The sequence below is a fragment of the Micromonospora sp. NBC_01638 genome (assembly GCF_045209745.1).
Classification (GTDB): domain Bacteria; phylum Actinomycetota; class Actinomycetes; order Mycobacteriales; family Micromonosporaceae; genus Micromonospora.
Genome location: NZ_CP109273.1, coordinates 3,650,390 through 3,670,626 on the forward strand (window position 1 = coordinate 3,650,390; position 20,237 = coordinate 3,670,626).

The window sequence follows — 20,237 nt, forward strand, 5'->3', positions numbered from 1 at the left end:
CGGCGACAGTCCGATCACACACCGTATATCCTCTGTTGACCGATTGCCGTGTCGCGCTGTGGCTCGCCGGGTATCGCCGCGCCCTACCGCCACGCACAGTAAGGTCAACCGGGTGAGCGCCACCGGCGAGCACGACCAGCCGCAGTCGCGTACGAAGAGGTGACCGGAGTGACCACCCCAGGCAAGACCCGCGTGGCAATCGTCTTCGGCGGCCGCAGCCCGGAGCACGGCATCTCCTGCGTCAGCGCCGGCAGCGTGTTCGGCGCGCTCGACCCGGACGAGTTCGAGGTGGTGCCCGTCGGCATCACCCGGGCCGGCCAGTGGGTGCTGACCAGTGGAGATCCCGCCCAGCTCGCGATCAACGCCCGGGAGCTGCCGGAAATCACCGCCGACTCCGGCGACGACATCGTGCTGCGCGCCGACCCCACCGGCAACGGGCTGATGGTGCTCGACCCGACCGAGGGTCCCCGGGTGCTGGCCGACGTGGACGTGGTCTTCCCGGTCCTGCACGGCACGTACGGCGAGGACGGCACCATCCAGGGAATGCTGGAGATGGCCGGCATCCCCTACGTCGGGGCGAACGTGTTCGCCTCCGCCGCCGCCATGGACAAGGAGTTCACCAAGAAGCTGTGTGCCATCGAGGGCATCCCGGTCGGCTCGTACGCCGTGCTGCGCAACGGGATGACGCTCAGCGAGCAGGACAAGGAGCGGCTCGGCCTGCCGGTCTTCGTCAAGCCGTCCCGGGCCGGATCCTCGTTCGGCATCAGCAGGGTCAGCGACTGGGCGCAGCTGGACGCCGCGGTCGCTGCCGCCCGGCAGTTCGACCCGAAGGTCATCATCGAGTCCGCGATCATCGGCCGCGAGGTCGAGTGCGGCGTGCTGGAGGGCGAAGCCGGTGGCGCGCCCGAAGCGTCCGTGCTGGCCGAGGTGCGGGTCGTCGCCGACCACGACTTCTACGACTTCGAGGCGAAGTACCTCGACGACTCCTGCGAGTACGACATTCCGGCCAACCTGCCAGAGAAGGTGACCCGCCAGGTGCAGGAGTACGCCATCCGCGCGTTCACCGCGCTGGACTGCGCCGGCCTGGCCCGGGCCGACTTCTTCGTCACCCCCGAGCTGGACATCTACCTCAACGAGATCAACACGATGCCCGGGTTCACCCCGACGTCGATGTTCCCGCGGATGTGGGCGGCCTCCGGCCTGGAGTATCCGAAGCTGGTCAACCGGCTGATCCGCACCGCCCAGCGGCGCGGCGTCGGCCTGCACTGAGCCATCCGGCCCCGCCCGCCTACCTCAGTCGGCGCGGGGCCGGCTCAGCGCTGGCAGCCGGACGGGATGGCGCCGCCGGAGGGCACGGTCGCCACGATCGTGCTGGAAATCGTCGACACCCACTGCAACGCCTGCTCGTACGCGCGCGGAACCCGCACCGTGATCAGCGTCTCCCGGTCGACCGTGCTGAGCACGGCCCCGTCGGCCTGCTCGGCCAGATGCCAGCAGACCCGGTTGACCGTCCAGACCTCGTCGGTGGCGGGGAAGGTCGGCTCGGTGCCGCCGCAGGCCACGGTGAGCGCCGGGTCGCCATACGCGGCGTTCTGCTCCGGGCCGGCGGTGACCGGCCGCTGGGCCAGGTCGCGGATGCTCGCCGGCAGCTGGGAGAGCAGGGCCCGGCAGACCGTGGCCGGACGGGCGGCCAGGGCCGGGGCGGCCATCTCCACCGGGGCGGTGGACTGCACGCGGGCGGTGGTCGCGGAGGGTGTCGGCACGGCGGCCGGTGCGTCCGGGGTGAGCTTGGTGAAGGCCAGCACGGCCACCAGCAGCGTGATCGGCAGCGCGATCAACGTGGCCAGCAGGGCGGCGCCGCGAATGGTCCGGTCCCGGCCGACCGGCGCGGCGGCGGCTGGGTCGGCCGGTTCGCGGATACCGTCAGCCGGCTCGCGCGTCCCGTCGTCGTCCAGAGCAGCGGAGGAGGTCGTCATCTCGTCCACTTACAACCGCACCACCGAACACGTGAGGGTGCGAGTGATGCCGGGCACCATCTGCACCTTGCTGACGATGAGTTTGCCCAGCTCGTCGACGGTGTTCGCCTCGGTGAGGACGACCACGTCGTACGGCCCGGTGACGGCGTCGACGCGCACCACGCCGGTGATGTCCGCGATGAGACCCGCCACGTCACGCGCGCGGCCAACCTCGGTCTGGATGAGGATGTACGCCTGTACCACGAATCGACCTCCGTCCGTCGCCGCTCGGGAGCGGCCCGAAGGGTGAAACTACCTTACGGAGCAGGTCGGATCCCTATCGGTGGTCAAGGAGCAGCAGTGAGCGAGCACGGCGGAGCCGGGCAGCACGGGCGGAACGCCGGCGGCGGCGCCAGTGTGTCCGAGATCGGGGAGTTCGGGCTGATCGGGAGGATCACCGCCCGACTGTCGTACGGACCGATGACCCTGCTCGGCCCAGGCGACGACGCGGCGGTGGTGGCCGCGCCGGACGGCCGGGTGGCGGCCTCCACCGACGTGCTGGTCGACGGGCGGCACTTCCGGCGGGACTGGTCCTCGGCCCGTGACGTTGGGCACCGGGCGGCGGCGGCCAACCTGGCGGACATCGCGGCGATGGGTGCCACGCCGACCGCCCTGCTTGTCGCTCTCTGCATGCCGGCCGACCTGGACACCGGTTGGGCGGAGGAGTTGGCCGAGGGGCTCTCCGCCGAGGCGGCGACGGTCGGCGCGAGCGTCGTCGGCGGGGACATGTCGGCCAGCCCCACCCTGACCGTCGCGGTCACCGCGCTGGGCGACCTGGAGGGCCGCCCGCCCGTGCTGCGCTCGGGTGCCCGTCCCGGGGACGTGCTCGCCCTGGCCGGGCGCACCGGGTACGCGGCAGCCGGGCTGACGGTGCTCACCCGGGGCTTCCGCACCCCTCGGCTGCTGGTCGAGGCGTACCGGCGGCCGCAGGTGCCGTACCAGGCCGGCCCGCAGGCCGCTCGGCTCGGCGCCACCTCGATGATCGACGTGTCGGACGGGCTGCTCGCCGACCTCGGGCACGTGTCGGCGGCCAGCGGGGTGGCGATCGACGTACGCCGGAACGCGTTCGAGGTGGCCCGGCAGATGGCCGACGCGGCGCAGGCACTCGGCGTCGACCCGTACACCTGGATCCTGGTCGGTGGCGACGACCACGCGCTGGCCGCGACCTTCCCCCCGGCGGTGGTGTTGCCACCGGACTGGCGGCCGATCGGCCTGGTCACGGACGGTGTGGGCGTGACGGTCGACGGCGCGCCCTACGACGGCGCGACCGGCTGGGACCACTTCCGGTGACGTCCGGGGCCCGCCGTATTCTGGATACCGATGAGTGAGATCGAGATCCGGATGGTGCGGTTCGACGCACCGGTGGCGCAGCAGCTGATCCGTGCCGCACTGGCCGACCTCGGCGTCCGTTACGGCGGCTCCGGCGACGACACCCCGGTGGACGCGACCGAGTTCGAGGCACCCGACGGCGCGTTCCTCGTCGCCTATCTGGCCGGCGAGCCGGTCGGCTGCGGTGGCTGGCGCAGCCATGGCGCCGACACCGCGGAGCTGAAGCGGATGTACACGGCCCCGGCGGCACGTGGTCGGGGCGTGGCCCGCACGGTGCTGGCGGCCGTCGAGCGCTCGGCCCGCGAGCACGGCCGCAAGCGGATGGTCCTGGAGTGCGGCGACAAGCAGCCCGAGGCGATCGCCATGTACAGCTCCGCCGGTTACGAGCGGATTCCGAACTTCGGCTTCTACAAGGACGCGGAGGGCTGCGTCTCCTTCGGCCGCACCCTTTGACCTGCGGGTCTCCGCCGGGGTTTGTGTCGATCAAGCGGCAGCGGCGTTCGGCGCGCAGACACGACAGAGCCGGCGAACCTCAGGGTCCGCCGGCTGAGCCGTACGAGAAGGTCGGTGCTACCGCGTCAGGCGCGGGTGACCTTGCCGGCCTTGATGCACGAGGTGCAGACCTGCAACTTCTTGGTGTTGCCGCCACCGGCCGGGGTACGCACCGACTGGATGTTCGGGTTCCAGCGGCGGTTGGTCCGCCGGTGCGAGTGGGACACGTTGTGGCCGAAGCCCGGTCCCTTGCCACAGACGTCGCACACGCTAGCCACGGGATACTCCTGGGATTGATACGTTCATGGGGTCGCCGGCAGGTGCTGCCCGGGCAACCTGGTCAGGTTACCCGATGACTCGCCGACCCGGCCAACCGGCCTGGTCCGACGGTCGCCCGTGCCCCGGCTCGCGCCTGGTCGTGGGCCTGTCCGCCCGACGGTGGACCGGCCCGGCGGCAAGGCTACCGGAGGCGCCCGTCCCCGCTACGAGCACCGTCGGACCGGGGCGGGAAGGACACGCCGGACGAGTCGAACGGGCGTCGGTGCGCGCCAGTAGGCTTCAGCCGTGCTGGACACCCTCGACGCCGCCGCGGTCCGCCGCTGGTGCGCGAGCGGGTTGGCTGCGCTGAAGCGGCACCAGGGCGAGATCGACCAGCTCAACGTCTATCCGGTGCCCGACGGCGACACCGGCACCAACCTGGTGCTCACCCTCACCTCGGCCCAGCAGGCCCTCGCGATGGATCTGGACACCCTCCCCGACAGTGGGCCGACCGCGCACGGGCACGCGCTGCGGCTGATGGCCCAGGGCGCGCTGCTCGGCGCGCGGGGCAACTCCGGGGTGATCCTGTCGCAGATCCTGCGTGGTTTCGCCGACGAAGTCGCCGTGGTGCCAGCGGTGCACGGCCGGGAGTTCGCCGCCGCGCTGCGGTCCGGCACCGCAGCCGCGTACACCGCGGTTGCCCGACCGGTCGAGGGCACCCTGCTCACCGTGGTCGCGGCGGCCGCCGCCGCGGCCGAACGGGCGGACAGCGGCGACCTGCCGGCGGTGGCCCGCGTCGCGGCCCGGGCCGCGGCCGAGGCGCTCGCCCGCACCCCGGAGCAACTGCCGGCGCTGGCCCGCGCGGGCGTGGTCGACGCGGGCGGCCGAGGGCTCTGCGTGCTGCTCGACGCCCTGGTCGAGGTGCTTACCGGGGAGAGCGTCGCCCGGCCCGCGCCGACGCCGCGCTCCGCCCGCCCGGCGGCCAGCGTCGCACGGGAGACCGGCTCCGACGAGTACGCGTACGAGGTGCAGTTCCTGCTCGACGCCCAGGCCGAGGCGGTGGCCGGGATGCGGCGGGCGCTGGACGCACTGGGGGACTCGCTGGTCGTCGTCGGCGACGGGCGTGAGCCGGAGGGCACCTGGAACGTGCACGTGCACGTCAATGACGTCGGGGCGGCGGTCGAGGCGGGTGTCGCCGCCGGTCGCCCGTACCGGATCTCGGTGACCCGCTTCGCCGACCAGCCGGAGCCGCTCCCCGTCCCGGTGGCGGACGGCCGCGCCGCGGTGGTGGTGGCCACCGGCGGCGGCATCGCCGAGCTGTTCGCCGCGGAAGGGGCCACCGTGGTGCCGGGCAACCCGTCCACCGGTGAGCTGCTGGACGCTGTCCGCAGCACCGGTGCGGCCCGGGTGGTGGTGCTGCCCAACGACGCCAACACCGAGGCGGTGGCGAGCGCGGCGGCCCGCGAGGCCCATCGGCACGGCATCAAGGTGAGCGTGGTGCCCACCCGCTCGCCCGTGCAGGCGCTGGCCGCCCTCGCGGTCCGCGACGGCGACCGCCGCTTCGAGGACGACGTGATCGCGATGGCCGAGGCGGCTGGCGCCTGCCGTTACGCCGAGGTCTGCCATGCCAGCCGGGAGGCGCTGACCGTGGCCGGCCCGTGTCGTCCCGGCGACGTGCTGGCACTGGTCGAGGGCGAGGTGCACCTGATCGGCACCGACCTCACCGACACCTGCGCCGCCGTGGTCGACCGGATGCTCGGCGGCGGTGGCGAGATGGTCACCCTGCTGGCCGGCGCGGACGCTCCGGCCGGGCTCACCGATGCCGTCCGCGCGCACGTCGTGAGGCGCTGGCCGTTCGTCGAGGTGCACGCGTACCCGGGCGGTCAGCCGTTTTATCCGCTCCTGGTAGGGATCGAATGAGCGAACCAGCCACGGTGGACACTCCGCTGAAGAAGCTGGTCGGGGACAAGACGGCCAAGGCGTTGGCCGCGCACCTCGATCTGCACACCGCGGGTGACCTGGTCTACCACTTCCCGCGTCGCTACGACGAGCGTGGCGAACACACCGACATCCGCTCGCTGGACGTCGGCGAGCAGGTCACCGTGCTGGCCCAGGTGCAGCGCACTGCGGTGCGCCCGATGCGCCAGCGGCGGGGCAACCTGCTGGAGGTGACCGTCGGCGACAGCTCCGGCGGGATGTTGACGTTGACCTTCTTCGGCAACCAGGCATGGCGCGAGCGGGAGCTGCGTCCCGGTCGGTGGGGCCTGTTCGCCGGCAAGGTCACCGAGTTTCGGGGCAAACGGCAGCTCAACGGCCCGGAGTACGTCCTGCTCGGCGAGGGCGGTGACGGCGAGGCGGCGGTCAGCGACGAGATCGAGGAGTTCGCCGGGGCGCTGATCCCCGTCTACCCGGCCGCCGCGGCCGTGCCGACGTGGGTGATCGCGCGCTGCGTGCGGGTCGTCCTGGACACGTTCACCCCGCCGGACGATCCGCTGCCGAGCAGCGTGCGGGCCAGCCGCAAACTTGTCGGGCTGGGCACTGCCCTGAAGGAGATCCACCGGCCGTCCAGCAAGGAGGAGCTGTACCGGGCGCGGCGGCGACTCAAGTGGGACGAGGCGTTCGCCGTCCAGTTGACTCTGGTGCAGCGCAAGCGCCGGGCGGCCGACTGGCCGGCCCGGCCCCGCCCGGCGCGCCCGGGCGGGCTGCTGGACGCCTTCGACGCCCGACTCCCGTACGAGCTGACGGCCGGTCAGCGCGACGTCGGCGTGGAGATCGCCGCCGACCTGGCCGCCCCACACCCGATGCACCGGTTGTTGCAGGGTGAGGTGGGCTCGGGCAAGACGGTGGTGGCGTTGCGGGCGATGCTCCAGGTGGTCGACGCGGGCGGGCAGGCTGCGCTGCTGGCGCCCACCGAGGTGCTGGCCGCCCAGCACCACCGCGGCATGCTCGACCTGCTCGGGCCGCTGGGGCGGGCCGGCGAGCTGGGTTCCGCCGAGCACGCCACCCGGGTCGAGCTGGTCACCGGCTCGCTGGGCGCGGCGGCCCGGCGGCGGGCGCTCGGCGAGGTGGCCAGCGGCGCCGCCGGCATCGTGCTCGGCACCCATGCCCTGCTCTACGAGGGGGTCGACTTCGCCGATCTCGGCCTCGTGGTCGTCGACGAGCAGCACCGCTTCGGCGTCGAGCAGCGCGACGCTCTGCGGGCCAAGGCCGACCAGCCGCCGCACGTGCTGGTGATGACGGCCACCCCGATCCCGCGCACGGTGGCGATGACCGTCTACGGCGACCTGGAGGTCTCCACGCTCTCCCAGCTGCCCCGGGGCCGATCACCGATCGCCTCGCACGTGGTGCCGGCCGCCGAGAAGCCGGCCTACCTCGACCGGGCCTGGCGTCGGCTGCGCGAGGACGTGGCCGCCGGCCATCAGGCGTACGTGGTGTGTCCGCGTATCGGTGGCGGTCCGGCGTCGGAAGAGGAGCCGCCAGCGGTGGACGACAACGGCCGTCGCCCGCCGCTTGCGGTGACCGAGGTGGCCCCGCTGCTGGCCGAGGGGCCGTTGCACGGGCTGCGGATCGGGGTGTTGCACGGTCGCCTGCCGGCCGACGAGAAGGACGCGGTCATGCGCTCCTTTGCGGCCGGTGACCTGGACGTCCTGGTGGCGACCACCGTGGTCGAGGTCGGTGTGGACGTGCCGAACGCGACCGTGATGATCGTGCTGGACGCCGACCGCTTCGGTGTCTCCCAACTGCACCAGTTGCGGGGCCGGGTCGGCCGGGGTGCCGCCGCCGGGCTCTGCCTGCTGGTGAGCGAGGCCGCCGAGGGCTCGTCGGCGCGGGAACGGTTGGACGCGGTGGCGTCCACGAGCGACGGTTTCACGCTCGCCGAGCTGGATCTGGAGCAGCGCCGCGAGGGCGACGTGCTGGGCGCCACCCAGTCCGGACGTCGCTCGCACCTGCGGCTGCTGTCACTGCTCCGCGACGCCGACCTGATCCGCGACGCCCGCGCCGAGGCGATAGCCGTGGTCGAGGAGGACCCGGAGCTGGCCCAGCAGCCGGCGCTGGCCGCCTCGGTAGCCGCCCTGGTCGACGAGGAACGCGCGGAGTACCTGGAAAAGGGTTGAGCCCGGGTTCGTCCCTGAGCATCAGGAGTTCTGTTCTCGGCTTCCGGCGCAATGGGCCGAGGGCGCGCCGACCGGAATGGTCGACGCGCCCTCAGTTGTCAGAGCGGGTTGTCTCAGGCGGTGAAGCGCACCCGACGACGGCGGGCCATCACGAACAGGGCAGCACCGGCCGCGAGCAGCAGTGCGGCACCGGCGATGATGCCGCCGGTGGCAGCACCGGTCAGCGGCAGGGCCGGCTTGTCCTTGTCGCAATCGGCCGGCTGCTCCCAGGCGATCGGCGTGGTGTCGTCAAGGCCCTCGGCGGCCGGCGTGACGGTGAGACCCTTCGTCGCGGCGAAGGAGACGGATCCGGTCTCGCCCGGCTTGACGGTCAGCGTCTTCGCCTCGCCCTTGTTCGGGGTCAGCGTGAGGGTGACGGTCTCACCGTCCGCGGGGTTCTCGATGGTGAAGGTGAGCTTGTCGCAGGTCGACTCGACGGTGCCCACCGGCTCGGCCGGAGCCGAGGTGGCAGTCGGGGTCGGGGTCGGGCTCTGGGCCGGAGGCTGACTCGGCGACGGAGAGGCGCTGGGGGTCGGGGACGCCGTCGGAGTGGCGGTCGGCGTCGGACTGGTCGGCGAGGGCGAGGGCTCCACCGCGCAGGTTTCCGCCGGGGTGGCGGCCACCGTCCGCTCCTCGGTCACGATCCGGTTGGGGCGCTCCCACCTCGCCTCGACGGTCAGCTCGATCTTCGGCTGCTGCTCGGTGAAACGGTGGGTCTGGGTGGAGGTGAGGACACCCTTGCCCTTCGCCGGGAGGGTGGCGTCCTTCGCCAAGTCGCCGCCGCTGAATTCGGTCGGGACGGTTGACACGAGCTTGGTGATCGTCGCATCAATGTTCTCGCTGTTGCCGACCTTCCAGGTCACCGTGACCTGACCGTCAGAGGCCAGGCAGTAGGTGCCGGAGGGCTCGGGGTGGTGGGCGCTCGCGGGGGACGCCACGGCGCCGACGCCGGCGAGGCCGATCAGCGCGCCCGCGGCGATGGCCGCGAGGCGCCGGAACGGAGACTTGGGAGGGTTCACGCCTGCTCCTGGTGAGGGGGTACGGATCGCGTGGCGGGAGGCCGGGAGCCATCGCGACCGGGGGGTCGCCTGCTCACCGGGGTGTCGCGCGACGCGGTGGTGTTCCCGCAGCGAAAGCGGGGACAGGGGGTGACTGTACTGATGGGTGGTTAATGAGGGGAGTTCAGATCATTGCCATCGGGCAATGTAGTCGATTCGTGATCTTTGATCAACCCAAGGCGTCAGTTCAGTCACTGCTGGCGATCGATCCTCGGAGGAACCACAGTGGATCTGAAGCCGTCGGGGCTGCTCACGCCCTCAGTGGACCAGCGTGGCGGCGTGCTTCCGGCGGCGGCACCCGGCACCTGACCCGGAGCGAGCGGAGCCACCGTGCCACCGTCAGCCGGCAGGCTCCTCGGATACGCGCCGTGGTGACCGGGGCCGCGCCCCATCGCGTAGCGTCGCGGGCATGAGCAGGAGGAGACGGTGACCCGGATCGTGGCCGGGACGCTCGGTGGCCGGCGGATCGCCGCGCCTCCCGGCGCCGGCACCCGACCCACCTCCGACCGGGTCCGCGAGGCGCTGTTCAGTGCCGTCCAGGCCGAGGTCGATCTCGACGGCGCCCGCTTCGCCGACCTGTACGCCGGCTCCGGCGCGGTCGGGCTGGAGGCGCTCTCCCGGGGGGCCCGGCACGTGCTGCTGGTCGAGTCCGACCCGCGGGCGGCCCGGGTGATCCGGGAGAACGTGACCGCCCTGCGCGCCGGCCCGGCGGCCCGCCTGGTCACCGGCAAGGTGGCGACGGTGCTGGCCGCCGGCCCGGACGACGGGCCCTACGACGTGGTCTTCGCCGACCCGCCGTACGCGGTGCCGGACGCGGAGATCACCGCGCTGCTGGCCGCGCTGGTGGACGGCGGCTGGCTGGTGCCCGACGCGCTGGTGGTGGTGGAGCGGTCCACTCGCACGAGGCAGTTCGACTGGGTGGAGGGGATCACCGCCGAGCGCAGTCGCCGTTACGGCGAAACCACCCTTTGGTACGGTCGCCGATCATGAGACGTGCGGTGTGCCCCGGCTCGTTCGACCCGGTCACCAACGGACACCTCGACATCATCGGGCGGGCCAGTCGGCTCTTCGACGAGGTGATTGTCGGCGTGCTGATAAACCAGTCGAAGAGTGGCCTGTTCACTGTCGAGGAGCGGATCGACATGCTCCGCGAGGTGACCTCCTCGTACGGGAATGTGCGAGTCGAGTCGTTTCGAGGGCTGCTGGTGGACTTCTGCCGAGCGCAGCAGGCGAGTGTGCTGATCAAGGGTCTGCGGGCGGTCAGCGACTTCGACTACGAGTTGCAGATGGCTCAGATGAACATCGGGCTGGCCGGCGTCGAGACGCTGTTCATGCCGACCAACCCGCTCTACTCGTTCCTCTCCTCAAGCCTGGTCAAGGATGTGGCCAAGTGGGGCGGCGACATCTCCGCCCACGTTCCCGACCCGGTCCGCGAAGCCCTCCAGGTGCGGCTCGGCCCCCGCCCCTGACGCGCCCTTTCCCCCGCGATCTTGCAGTTGCGGTCGTTCGATCGCCTCTCTTGTGCGGGTTTGTCACGGCAGGATGTGCAAGATCGGCGCGGAGTGACGATGTCGCGACGCGCCGGGTCGGGGTGGATGGGGCGGGTGTGGGGCGAGCACGACATGATTGGTGGCGCGGGGAACGGCCGTAGCCCGCATCATGGAGGTCGGCCGACGAACGACAGGAGTGAGGTACCGGTGGACCCGCTCGATCGCATCGACGAACTGATCGCCATGGTGGAGCAGGCCCGCTCCGTCCCGATGTCGCGCAACAACTGCATGGTCGACCGGGGTGAGATGATCGCGGCCCTCGACGAGATGCGCGCCGACCTTCCCGCCGACCTGCGTCGCGCTGCCGCACTCCTCGAGGAGCGCGACAAGATCATGGATGCCGGCAAGCGCGAGGCCGACCGGATCATCAGTGAGGGTGAGGCAGAACACGCCCGCCTTGTCTCCGTGAACGAGATCACCGTGTCGGCCGAGCACGAGGGTGCCCGGATCATCGGTGAGGCCCGAGCCGAGGCGCAGCGCCTGCGTGAGGAGGTCGACGACTACGTCGACACCGCGCTGGCCAACTTCGAGCAGTTCCTCACCCGGGCGCTGGCCTCGATAGAGCGCGGCCGGGACAAGATGCACGCACTGCGGGAGATTGGCACCTTCGCTGGGGATGAGGCGGAACGCCCGCTACCCTTCTGAGCGGCACCTCACCAGCCGACATTCTCGGGCGGGGGTCGCCCCCGGTTCGACGGTCCGGCGGTCGCCCAGGTAACCTTTTTTGTCGGCCTCTCACCGGCCGGAGTCTGACTATGCCCAAGCACTCGCCATCGACACTCAACCCCAGGTCGCCGCTGGTCCTCGACACGAGGGACCTGCCGCGTCGACCTGGCGTGTTGCGTGAAGTCCAGCGGGTCGTGCCGGCACCGGCGGACCTCGGCTTGGAGTTGATCGGCGTGCCGGCGGGCGCGGACCTCGACCTCGATCTGAGGTTGCAGTCGGTGTCCGAGGGCGTGCTCGTCTCCGGGACCATCACCGGTCCCGTCCGGGGCGAGTGCGGTCGTTGCCTGCGCGAGATCAACGACTCGATGGGCGTGACGATCCAGGAGCTGTACGCGTATGAGGACAGCACCACGGACGCCACGACCGACGAGGACGAGGTGGGCCGGATGCAGGGCGATCTGATCGACCTGGAGCCGGCGCTGCGGGACGCGTTGGTGCTCACGCTGCCGACCAACCCGCTCTGCCGGGAGGACTGCCCAGGGTTGTGCCCCGAATGCGGGGCCCACTGGGACGATCTGCCGGCCGACCACAGTCACCAGCAGATCGACCCGCGTTGGGCGGGCCTGTCGCAACTGACCGTTACAGAGGAGTAAGAACCGTGGCCGTCCCGAAGCGCAAGATGTCGCGCAGCAACACCCGGTCCCGCCGGGCGAACTGGAAGGCGACCGTGGTCGCGACCGTCGCGTGCCCGCAGTGCAAGTCCCCGAAGCTGCCGCACGCCGCCTGCTCCGTCTGCGGCACCTACAACGGCCGCCAGGTTCTCGAGGTCTGACCTGAACGCCCAGTGACGCCCCCGACCTCAGGTCGGGCGGCGCGCGCACCCTGGCATTCGCCCGGTGCTCCGGCTCCTTCCGACGCCGTCCGGCCCACGCCGGCCGGCGTTCCGGTGGAGCCGGGCACCGCGCGGATCGCCGTTGACCTCCTCGGCGGGGACGACGCTCCCGCCGTCGTGGTTGACGGCGCTCTGCGGGCCATGCGCGCCGACCCTGACCTGCACCTGCTCCTCGTCGGCCCGACCGAGGTCGCCGACGAGTTGATCGCTGCCCTGGATCCGGCGCAACGCGCCCGGATCACGGTGCGGCCCGTCCGCGACGTCGTCGGCATGGCCGACCATCCCAGCGCCGCCCGCGCGGAGAGCACCGTCCGGGCCGCGGTCACCGCCGTCCGCGACGGGAGCGCCGACGCCCTGGTCTCCGCCGGTGCCACCGGTGCCACCGTCACCGCGGCCGTACTCGGCCTCGGCCGCTGGCCGGAGATCCGCCAACCCGCCCTGGTCGCCACCCTGCCCGCCGTAGCCGGGCCGATCGTCCTGCTCGACGTGGGCGGCTCCCTGGAACCCCGCCCGGCCACTCTCGCCCGCCATGCCGTGCTCGGCGCCGCGTACGCCGCGGTGGCGCACTCGATCGCCGCGCCGCGCGTCGGGCTGCTCTCGGTCGGCACCGAGGCCGGCAAGGGCGACCGGGTCCGCCGGGCCGCCGACCCGTTGCTCGCCGTCGAGCCGCTGCCCGCTGGGGCGCGCTACGTCGGCCTGGTCGAGGGGTACGACGTGACCCACGGCGCGCGCGCCGATGTGGTCGTCACCGACGGCTTCACCGGTAACGTGCTGCTCAAGGCCGTCGAGGGCGCGTACGCGATAGCTGGCGGCCCACCCGCCGAGGGTGGCGCGCCCCGCGCGGCCGCCCTGCTGGGCGTTGCGGGGACGGTGGTTGTCTGCCACGGTTCCGCCCGCCCCGCCGACGTCGCCTCCGGCATAGCCCTCGCCGCCCACCTGTGGCGGCGGCACGCCACCGTTCTGGTCTCCGCGTTGCTGGACGGCAACGCCGCGACGGACCGCACCGACCGCCCCACCGACACCGAGGTACGCACATCATGAGCAACGACAAGCGGCGGCGGGCGTCCGTCGGTCACCTGGAAGCCGCGTTCGGCGTGAGCCTGGAACCCGAGCTGCTGCAGCGCGCGCTGACCCACCGCTCGTACGCGTACGAGAACGGCGGGCTGCCCACCAACGAGCGGCTGGAGTTCCTCGGCGACTCGGTGCTCGGCGTGGTGATCACCACGGCGCTCTTCCACAACCACCCGGACCTGCCCGAGGGACAGTTGGCCAAGCTGCGCGCCAGCGTGGTCAACATGCGGGCGCTCGCCGATGTGGCCCGTGGCCTGGGCCCGGACGGCCTCGGCGCGTACCTGCTGCTCGGTAAGGGCGAGGAGACCACCGGTGGTCGGGACAAGGCGAGCATCCTCGCCGACACGCTCGAGGCGCTGCTCGGCGCGATCTACCTCCAGTACGGGTTGGACACCACGGGGATCGTCATCCACCGGCTCTTCGACCCGCTGATGGCCGAGTCGGCTGGTCGGGGTGCCGCACTGGACTGGAAGACCAGCCTGCAGGAGTTGACGGCGGCGCTCGGGCTCGGCGTCCCGGAGTACCGGATCGAGGGCACCGGCCCGGACCATCTCAAGACGTTCACCGCCTGGGTGGTGGTGGCCGGCAACCGGTACGGCGGCGCCGAGGGGCGCAGCAAGAAGGAGGCCGAGCAGCGGGCCGCCGAGGCCGCCTGGCGGACGCTCGCCGAGCAGAACGGGCGGGCCGCAGACGGCGGCCAGATTAGCCAGAGCGGCGACGACCGCCAGGACCAGCCGACTGACCGGGACGGCGCGACTGACCGGAATGATCCGTTCGGGCCGCTGGAGCGCGCCGAGCGGGCGGCCCAGGCCGAGCAGGCCGACCACCTGGCGCAGGCCGTGCCGGCCTGGGGTGCCGACGGCCACGAGACGGGGTTGCGGCGTGCCTGAGCTACCCGAGGTGGAGACCGTCCGGCAGGGGCTGGCCCAGTGGGTCGTCGGCCGCCGGATCACCTCGGTCGAGGTCCGGCACCCGCGCGCGGTTCGCCGGCACATCCCGGGTGGCGTGCACTTCGCCGACGTGCTCGCCGGCCGGACCGTGCTGGACGTCCGCCGTCGCGGTAAGTACCTGTGGCTGCCGCTGGACAGCGGCGACGCGATCATCGGGCATCTCGGTATGTCTGGTCAGCTGCTGCTCCAACCACCCGGCACCTTGGACGAGACCCATCTGCGGGTCCGGTTCCGGTTCGGCGACGACGGACCGGAGCTGCGCTTCGTCGACCAGCGCACATTCGGCGGGCTGTCGGTGAGCGAGGGCGGCGCCGAGCTGCCGGACGAGATCGCGCACATCGCCCGTGACCCGATGGACCCGGAGTTCTCCGACGCGGCGTTCGTCGCCGCGCTGCGCCGCCGGCACACCGAGGTGAAGCGGGCCCTGCTCGACCAGACCCTGATCTCCGGGGTGGGCAACATCTACGCCGACGAGGCACTCTGGCGCGCCGGGCTGCACGGCGGCCGACCCACCGACGCGCTGACCGGCCCGGCCGCGCAGCGCCTGCTCGGCCACGTCCGTGACGTGCTCGCCGAGGCGATCAAGGTTGGCGGAACCAGCTTCGATGCCCTCTACGTCAACGTCAACGGGGAGAGCGGCTACTTCGACCGGGCGCTGAACGCCTACGGCCGCGAGGGCGAGCCGTGCCGTCGGTGCGGCGCGCCGATCCGCCGCGAGGCGTTCATGAACCGGTCCTCGTACAGCTGCCCGCACTGTCAGCCCCGACCCCGGGGTTCCCTTCGGGGATGACCCGGAGTCGGCTCCGGGGTGGTGCCGGCGGGTCGCGGCCGGCCGCTCCGGGATGGACCCCGGCATACGCCCGAACGGGGGTTGATGCCCGCCGAACGGACCCCCGCACCCGATGCGGCGATTCCGGGGCGGGCCGGGGCCCATCCCCGATGTGACCGTCTCGTCATGCACCTAGCGTCAGCACCGTTGACAGGGGGTTGACGTGACAGGGGGACCCGAGATGGGGACAAGACCGGTGACGGTGCGGCTGGCGCGGTGGAGCGCCGAGCACCCGTGGCGGGCGATCGCACTGTGGGCCGTGTTCGTGGCGGTGTGCTTCGTGGGCGGCAACGCCGCCGGCCTCAACGAGGCCACCAGCGGCGACCAGGCGATCGGCGAGGCGGGGCGCGCCAGCCTGATCGTGGACGCCGGCGACTTCAACGACCCGGCCGTGGACAACGTCCTCATCACCTCCCGCGGCGGTGCGTTGGACCAGGCGGCGGCGAAGGCTGCGGCCGACGACGCGGCGGCCCGGCTGCGTACGGTCGTCGGGGTCGCCGAGGTGGGCCAGCCGGTGACCGCCCGGGACGGCTCGGCGCTGCTGCTGCCGGTCACCATGTCCGGCGACCCGGAGTCCGCCTCGGACCGGGTGCAGCCGTTGCGCGACGTCACCGCCAGCGTGCAGGCCGCACACCCGCAGTTGCGGGTCGAGCAGGTCGGCGGGCCGTCGATCGGCCAGGCCCTCGACGACACCCTGGGCAAGGACTTCAAGCGCGCCGAACTGCTCAGCCTGCCGGTCACCCTGGCGATCCTGATCCTCGCGTTCGGCGCGCTGATCGCGGCCAGCGTGCCGGTGCTGCTGGCGTTGTCCTCGGTCGCCGCCGCGATGGGTCTGTCCACCCTCGCCTCGCACCTGGTGCCGGCCACCGACACCACAGCCCCGGTGATCCTGCTGATCGGCATGGCGGTCGGGGTCGACTACTCGCTGTTCTACATCCGTCGAGAGCGGGAGGAACGCGCCAAGGGGCGATCCGGCCTCGCTGCGGTGGAGATCGCCGCGGAGACCTCCGGACACGCCGTGGTGGTCTCCGGCCTCGCGGTGATGATCTCGATGGCCGGGCTGCTGCTCGCCGGCGACGTGGTCTTCTCGTCCCTCGCGGTCGGCTCGATCCTCGTGGTCGCCGTCGCGGTGACCGGTTCGCTGACCGTGCTGCCCGCCCTGCTGGCCAAGCTCGGCCGCTGGGTCGACCGGCCGCGGGTGCCGCTGCTCTGGCGGCTGACCGCGCCGCGCACCGGCCAGCACGGCGGCCCACGCCCGCCCCGGCTCTGGCCGGCGGTGCTCCGGCCCGCGCTGCGCGCCCCGGTGGCGACGCTGGTCATCTCGGTCGGGCTGCTGCTCGCGCTGGCCGCGCCCGCGCTCGGCATGAAGTTGAAGTTCCCCGGCATGGAGGACCTGCCGCGCACCACCCCGGCCATGCAGGCGTACGACCGGCTCACCGCCGCCTTCCCGAGCACCGGCACCAATCACGTGGTGGCCGTCCAGGCGCCGGCCGAGCAGGCCGAACGGGTGCACGCCGCCCTCACCGACCTGTCCACCCGGGCCGCCGGCGATCCGTTGTTCGCCCCGACCGAGGCGGACGGCCCGAAGATCGAGGTGTCGGCCGACCGGCGGGTGTCGGTGTTGGACGTCGCCACCCCGTACGCCAGTCGGGACGACCGGTCGGTGCAGTCGCTGGAGAGGCTGCGCGGGGACCTGGTCCCGGCCGAGCTGCGCGGCATCCCCGGCATCGAGTACGCGGTCGGCGGCAGCGTGGCCGACAGTGCGGACTACGCGCAGCACGTCCGGGACAAGTTGCCGCTGGTGATGGGCTTCGTGCTGGTGCTGACCTTCCTGGTCATGGTGCTCACCTTCCGGTCGGTGGTGATCGCGGCGAGCTCGATCGCGCTGAATCTGCTCTCCGCCGGCGCCGCGTACGGGTTGCTGGTGCTGGTCTTTCAGGGCGAGTGGGCCGAGGGGCTGCTCGGCTTCACGTCGATGGGCGCGATCGTGTCCTGGCTGCCGCTGTTCCTCTTCGTGGTGCTCTTCGGCCTGTCGATGGATTACCACGTCTTCGTGGTCAGTCGGATCCGGGAGGGGATCCGGGCCGGCATGCCCAACCGCGACGCCGTGTCGTACGGGATCACCTCGTCGGCCGGGGTGGTGACCAGCGCGGCGGTCGTGATGGTCGGTGTCTTCTCGATCTTCGCCACGCTGAGCACGATTGACATGAAGCAGCTCGGCATCGGCCTGGCGGCGGCGATCCTGTTGGATGCCACGATCATCCGGGGTGTGGTGTTGCCGGCGCTGATGACCCTGCTCGGTGACGCCAACTGGTGGGCCCCGCGCTTTTTGCGCCCCCGCCCGGCACCCGCCCCCACCGATCCGCCCGCACCCGCTCCGGAGTTGGTGTCGGTGTCCTGACCTGCGCTACCGCGCCGCCCGCCTGCGGGCCTAGCCCGCGCCGATCTAGGGAGAATCGTCGCTAGTGGATCTCCATCCACGATGATTTTCCCTAGATCGACGCCTGCGGGGGTGGGGTCAGGGGAGGGGGCAGGCTTTTCGCCACGCATCCAACGTGCGGTCCTTGCGGATCGACGCGAAGCCGTAGCCGACGGTGGTCACGCAGAAGTCGTCGGTCGACCCGACGTACTCGACGTGGAAGACCGGCTTGCCGGCATCGGCGAACGGCAGCAGCTTGGCGCACTGGTTCAGCCGGACGCACTCCTCGTTGACCGCGAAGTCGAAATCCGGGGCCAGCGCGGCGAGCTGCGGCACGTCGTTGACCAGCCCGGGGGAGAGGCTCAAGGAGCGGGCCAGCTCGGCCAGCCGGCGGTTGAACAGCAGTTGGTCGTCGAAGTCGAGCGGGAAGCCGGTGCGAGACGCGTACCCGTCGGCGTCGGCGAACGCGACCGCGCCGAAGCCCTTGCCCCGGCAGAGCCGGAACCGGTCGGCCAGCACCGGCTCGAGCGCGTCCCAGCCCCGGACGTCCAGCCACCGGCTGTCGGGTCGGCGCCCGGCCGAGCCCTGTACGACGGCCGGGATCCGGCTGGCGTCCGGGTCGGCGGCGCGGACCGACCCGACGTGCACCTGGCAGATCAGCCGGCGGTCCCGGGAGCGCAGCTCGGCGGTCTGCGCGGCGGTGGTGGCCACGGGGTCGAGCAGGAAGACGTCCGCGTCCGCCGCCGCGTCGAGGGGGCCGCTGAGCTGCCATTGCCACTGCCAGTGGCGAGCCTGGGCGGTCGGCCACGCGGTGGGCGCGCCGGGCGGGGTCAGCTCGGGTCGGCACCCGTACGCCGGCACCAACAGGACGAGTGCGACGCCGGTCGACAGGACGCGGCGCAGTGGGCGTACGGCGGCGCGTCTCCGCGGCCGGTTCCGCATCGGCAGCTCCCGGGTCCCGGACGGCCCGTCGCCGCCCTCACCGGTACGCCGCCCTCACGCTCCGGCCCGACGTACCTCACCGGGTCAACGAGCGCGGGGGCGTGCACGACGCGCGGTCAGCGCGGCGCCGCGAAGACCTGCGTCCAGTACGGTCCGTTGCTGCTGGCGATGCCGACGCCGATCTCGGTGAACGCGCAGTTCAGGATGTTGGCCCGGTGGCCGGAGCTGTTCATCCAGGCGTCCATCACCGCGGCCGGGGTCTTCTGGTTCCAGGCCACGTTCTCGCCGTAGGTGCGCCAGGCGTAGCCGACGCGGTCCAACCGGACACCGCTGTTGCTGCCGTCGCTGCCGGTGTGCGACATGTTCTGGTGGTCGGCCTGGTCCTGGCTGTGCCGCTGGGCGGCGGTCATCAGCTTGTCGTCGATGCCCAGCGCCGTGCAGCCGGCCTTGGCTCGCTCGGCGTTGACCAGGTCCACCACCTCGCGGGCCTGGGCGCTGACGGCGCCGTTGGAGCCGTTGGAGCCGTTGGAGCCGTTGGAGCCGTTGGAGCTGGTGGTCGTGCTCGGTGCGTTGCTGCGCTCGACGCTGCGTCGGGACGCGGCATTGGTCCGCGATGACACCGGGGTGGGCTTGACGACCTTGCTCGGCGAGGGGCTCGGCCGCGCCGGGGTGGGCGTGGCGGACGGGGAGGGAGCGGCGAGGGTGTCGAGGGTCGGCTGTTCGGTCGGCACCGCCGACGCGTCGAAGTTGTCGTCGACGGCCGTCGGCTGACCGGCCCCGTCGTCACCGCCGGGCAGCGCGAGCGCGCCGACGCCGAAGCTCACCACGAGAGTGGCCGCCGCGGCGGCGCCACCGATCATCAGTGGCCGGCGCCAGCGGCGCGGGGAGCGGTGCCGACCCTCGCCGGGTCGGCCGGTGACGCCGGCACCGGCGTGCCAGCCATCGGTCGTCTCGGGGTCGGCGTCGGTGTGCCAGCCGCCGGTGGTGTTCTCGACCGGGCGGCTGTTCTCGCCGTCCGGCTGATGGGCCGGCCAGGCGGCGGTGTGGGCGTCGGTCGAGGCAGCAGGGCCTGTCGGGTCCGACTGCCGGCCGGTGGGCTGCTCCCGGTGCCACTCGTCGCCGGGCTGGTCGGGGTCGTCACCGAACAGGTAGGTCGAGCGGGGCTCCGGGCGGTCGTGCAGCCAGGTCGGCTCGTCGGTCGGCCGCTCGGCGCGCCGGGGGGCGCCGCTCGGGTCCATCGGGTCGCTCCAGCCGTACACGCCTATGCCTCCACGGGTCGGTTGCGGGCCGGGCTGACGCTACGGCGCGTCCGCGACGTGCGGCAATGTGGCTAAGGAAGAGTTAAGGGGAAGCCGGACGTCAGGGTGCGAACTTCCGTGGATCCGGGCGTACAGTAAAGGCGTCCGGACAGAGCGTGTCCGTGCCTTGCGGCAGCCCCCCGAAAAGTGGACAGGTCGACGTGGAGATGATCTACGGCCTGCGAGAACTTGACGAAGGAGGGGTTTGCGGCTCAATATATAGGTGTCGCCAGTCGCGCCCGGTCATGTCCAGATACAGCCTGGAATGACAGCCGCGTACAAATGGGCGCGCGTTGGCCGGCCTTTCCGGCAGC

The 20,237-nt window shown here is 72.2% G+C and carries 20 protein-coding genes; 14 read left to right on the forward strand and 6 right to left on the reverse strand.

The window, feature by feature from the left end; genetic code table 11:
• Positions 1 to 168: 168 nt before the first annotated feature.
• Positions 169 to 1,269, forward strand: coding sequence for a D-alanine--D-alanine ligase family protein (locus tag OG811_RS17300; protein WP_406067079.1), 1,101 nt, complete (start codon positions 169 to 171; stop codon positions 1,267 to 1,269).
• A 44-nt stretch (positions 1,270 to 1,313) separates the two neighbouring features.
• On the opposite strand, the gene OG811_RS17305 is transcribed toward OG811_RS17300, so the two are convergent.
• Both OG811_RS17305 and OG811_RS17310 read right to left on the reverse strand, forming a co-directional pair.
• Positions 1,314 to 1,976, reverse strand: a complete 663-nt coding sequence (locus OG811_RS17305; protein WP_406067080.1) for a DUF3515 family protein — start codon at positions 1,974 to 1,976, stop codon at positions 1,314 to 1,316.
• A 9-nt stretch (positions 1,977 to 1,985) separates the two neighbouring features.
• Positions 1,986 to 2,219, reverse strand: coding sequence for an Lrp/AsnC ligand binding domain-containing protein (locus tag OG811_RS17310; RefSeq protein ID WP_110562464.1), 234 nt, complete (start codon positions 2,217 to 2,219; stop codon positions 1,986 to 1,988).
• Between the two features lie 153 nt (positions 2,220 to 2,372).
• Here OG811_RS17310 and OG811_RS17315 point away from each other — a divergent pair, with 153 nt between their 5' ends.
• A complete protein-coding gene (locus tag OG811_RS17315; RefSeq protein ID WP_406075773.1) occupies positions 2,373 to 3,305 on the forward strand; it encodes a thiamine-phosphate kinase in 933 nt (310 codons plus the stop codon).
• A gap of 30 nt (positions 3,306 to 3,335) precedes the next feature.
• On the forward strand, positions 3,336 to 3,797 hold the full coding sequence (locus OG811_RS17320; protein ID WP_406067081.1) for a GNAT family N-acetyltransferase: 462 nt from the start codon (positions 3,336 to 3,338) through the stop codon (positions 3,795 to 3,797).
• 125 nt (positions 3,798 to 3,922) lie between these two features.
• Here OG811_RS17320 and rpmB read toward each other — a convergent pair whose 3' ends face one another.
• Positions 3,923 to 4,114 carry a 50S ribosomal protein L28 gene (rpmB, locus tag OG811_RS17325; RefSeq protein ID WP_007456456.1) on the reverse strand — a complete coding sequence of 64 codons (192 nt, stop codon included), beginning with the start codon at positions 4,112 to 4,114 and terminating at the stop codon, positions 3,923 to 3,925.
• Positions 4,115 to 4,400: 286 nt separating this feature from the next.
• Here rpmB and OG811_RS17330 point away from each other — a divergent pair, with 286 nt between their 5' ends.
• Together OG811_RS17330 and recG are read left to right on the forward strand one after the other, a co-directional pair.
• The gene (locus OG811_RS17330) at positions 4,401 to 6,014 is read left to right on the forward strand and encodes a DAK2 domain-containing protein (RefSeq protein ID WP_406067082.1); all 1,614 of its coding nucleotides are present in this window, start codon (positions 4,401 to 4,403) and stop codon (positions 6,012 to 6,014) included.
• Positions 6,011 to 8,209 (forward strand): ATP-dependent DNA helicase RecG, encoded by a 2,199-nt coding sequence (gene recG, locus OG811_RS17335; protein ID WP_406067083.1) that lies wholly within the window; start codon positions 6,011 to 6,013, stop codon positions 8,207 to 8,209. The genes OG811_RS17330 and recG overlap by 4 nt, the downstream gene beginning before the upstream one ends.
• 113 nt (positions 8,210 to 8,322) lie before the next feature.
• Here the strand turns inward: recG and OG811_RS17340 are convergent, their stop codons facing one another.
• The gene (locus OG811_RS17340; RefSeq protein ID WP_406067084.1) at positions 8,323 to 9,267 is read right to left on the reverse strand and encodes an LPXTG cell wall anchor domain-containing protein; all 945 of its coding nucleotides are present in this window, start codon (positions 9,265 to 9,267) and stop codon (positions 8,323 to 8,325) included.
• Between the two features lie 465 nt (positions 9,268 to 9,732).
• Between OG811_RS17340 and rsmD the strand changes: the two genes are divergently transcribed.
• The 9 genes from rsmD to OG811_RS17385 all read left to right on the forward strand — a co-directional run bounded on the left by rsmD (position 9,733) and on the right by OG811_RS17385 (position 17,665).
• Positions 9,733 to 10,296, forward strand: coding sequence for a 16S rRNA (guanine(966)-N(2))-methyltransferase RsmD (gene rsmD / locus OG811_RS17345; protein ID WP_406067085.1), 564 nt, complete (start codon positions 9,733 to 9,735; stop codon positions 10,294 to 10,296).
• Positions 10,293 to 10,775, forward strand: a complete 483-nt coding sequence (coaD, locus tag OG811_RS17350) for a pantetheine-phosphate adenylyltransferase (RefSeq protein ID WP_406067086.1) — start codon at positions 10,293 to 10,295, stop codon at positions 10,773 to 10,775. Before rsmD ends, coaD begins: the two co-directional genes overlap by 4 nt.
• A 228-nt stretch (positions 10,776 to 11,003) precedes the next feature.
• On the forward strand, positions 11,004 to 11,501 hold the full coding sequence (locus OG811_RS17355; RefSeq protein WP_406067087.1) for a hypothetical protein: 498 nt from the start codon (positions 11,004 to 11,006) through the stop codon (positions 11,499 to 11,501).
• 110 nt (positions 11,502 to 11,611) lie between these two features.
• Positions 11,612 to 12,175: a YceD family protein gene (locus tag OG811_RS17360; RefSeq protein WP_406067088.1), complete on the forward strand. Its 564-nt coding sequence runs from the start codon at positions 11,612 to 11,614 to the stop codon at positions 12,173 to 12,175.
• 5 nt (positions 12,176 to 12,180) lie between these two features.
• Positions 12,181 to 12,354: a 50S ribosomal protein L32 gene (gene rpmF / locus OG811_RS17365; protein WP_030335284.1), complete on the forward strand. Its 174-nt coding sequence runs from the start codon at positions 12,181 to 12,183 to the stop codon at positions 12,352 to 12,354.
• Between the two features lie 114 nt (positions 12,355 to 12,468).
• Positions 12,469 to 13,455 (forward strand): phosphate acyltransferase PlsX, encoded by a 987-nt coding sequence (locus OG811_RS17370; RefSeq protein WP_406067089.1) that lies wholly within the window; start codon positions 12,469 to 12,471, stop codon positions 13,453 to 13,455.
• Positions 13,452 to 14,375 (forward strand): ribonuclease III, encoded by a 924-nt coding sequence (gene rnc, locus OG811_RS17375; RefSeq protein ID WP_406067090.1) that lies wholly within the window; start codon positions 13,452 to 13,454, stop codon positions 14,373 to 14,375. Before OG811_RS17370 ends, rnc begins: the two co-directional genes overlap by 4 nt.
• Positions 14,368 to 15,225, forward strand: a complete 858-nt coding sequence (gene mutM, locus OG811_RS17380) for a bifunctional DNA-formamidopyrimidine glycosylase/DNA-(apurinic or apyrimidinic site) lyase (RefSeq protein ID WP_406067091.1) — start codon at positions 14,368 to 14,370, stop codon at positions 15,223 to 15,225. Before rnc ends, mutM begins: the two co-directional genes overlap by 8 nt.
• 220 nt (positions 15,226 to 15,445) lie before the next feature.
• Complete coding sequence (locus tag OG811_RS17385; protein ID WP_406067092.1) at positions 15,446 to 17,665, forward strand: MMPL family transporter; 2,220 nt, start codon at positions 15,446 to 15,448, stop codon at positions 17,663 to 17,665.
• Between the two features lie 117 nt (positions 17,666 to 17,782).
• Here the strand turns inward: OG811_RS17385 and OG811_RS17390 are convergent, their stop codons facing one another.
• Together OG811_RS17390 and OG811_RS17395 are read right to left on the reverse strand one after the other, a co-directional pair.
• On the reverse strand, positions 17,783 to 18,625 hold the full coding sequence (locus OG811_RS17390) for an endo alpha-1,4 polygalactosaminidase (RefSeq protein ID WP_406067093.1): 843 nt from the start codon (positions 18,623 to 18,625) through the stop codon (positions 17,783 to 17,785).
• Positions 18,626 to 18,741: 116 nt separating this feature from the next.
• Positions 18,742 to 19,884: a CAP domain-containing protein gene (locus tag OG811_RS17395; RefSeq protein WP_406067094.1), complete on the reverse strand. Its 1,143-nt coding sequence runs from the start codon at positions 19,882 to 19,884 to the stop codon at positions 18,742 to 18,744.
• Positions 19,885 to 20,237: the final 353 nt, after the last annotated feature.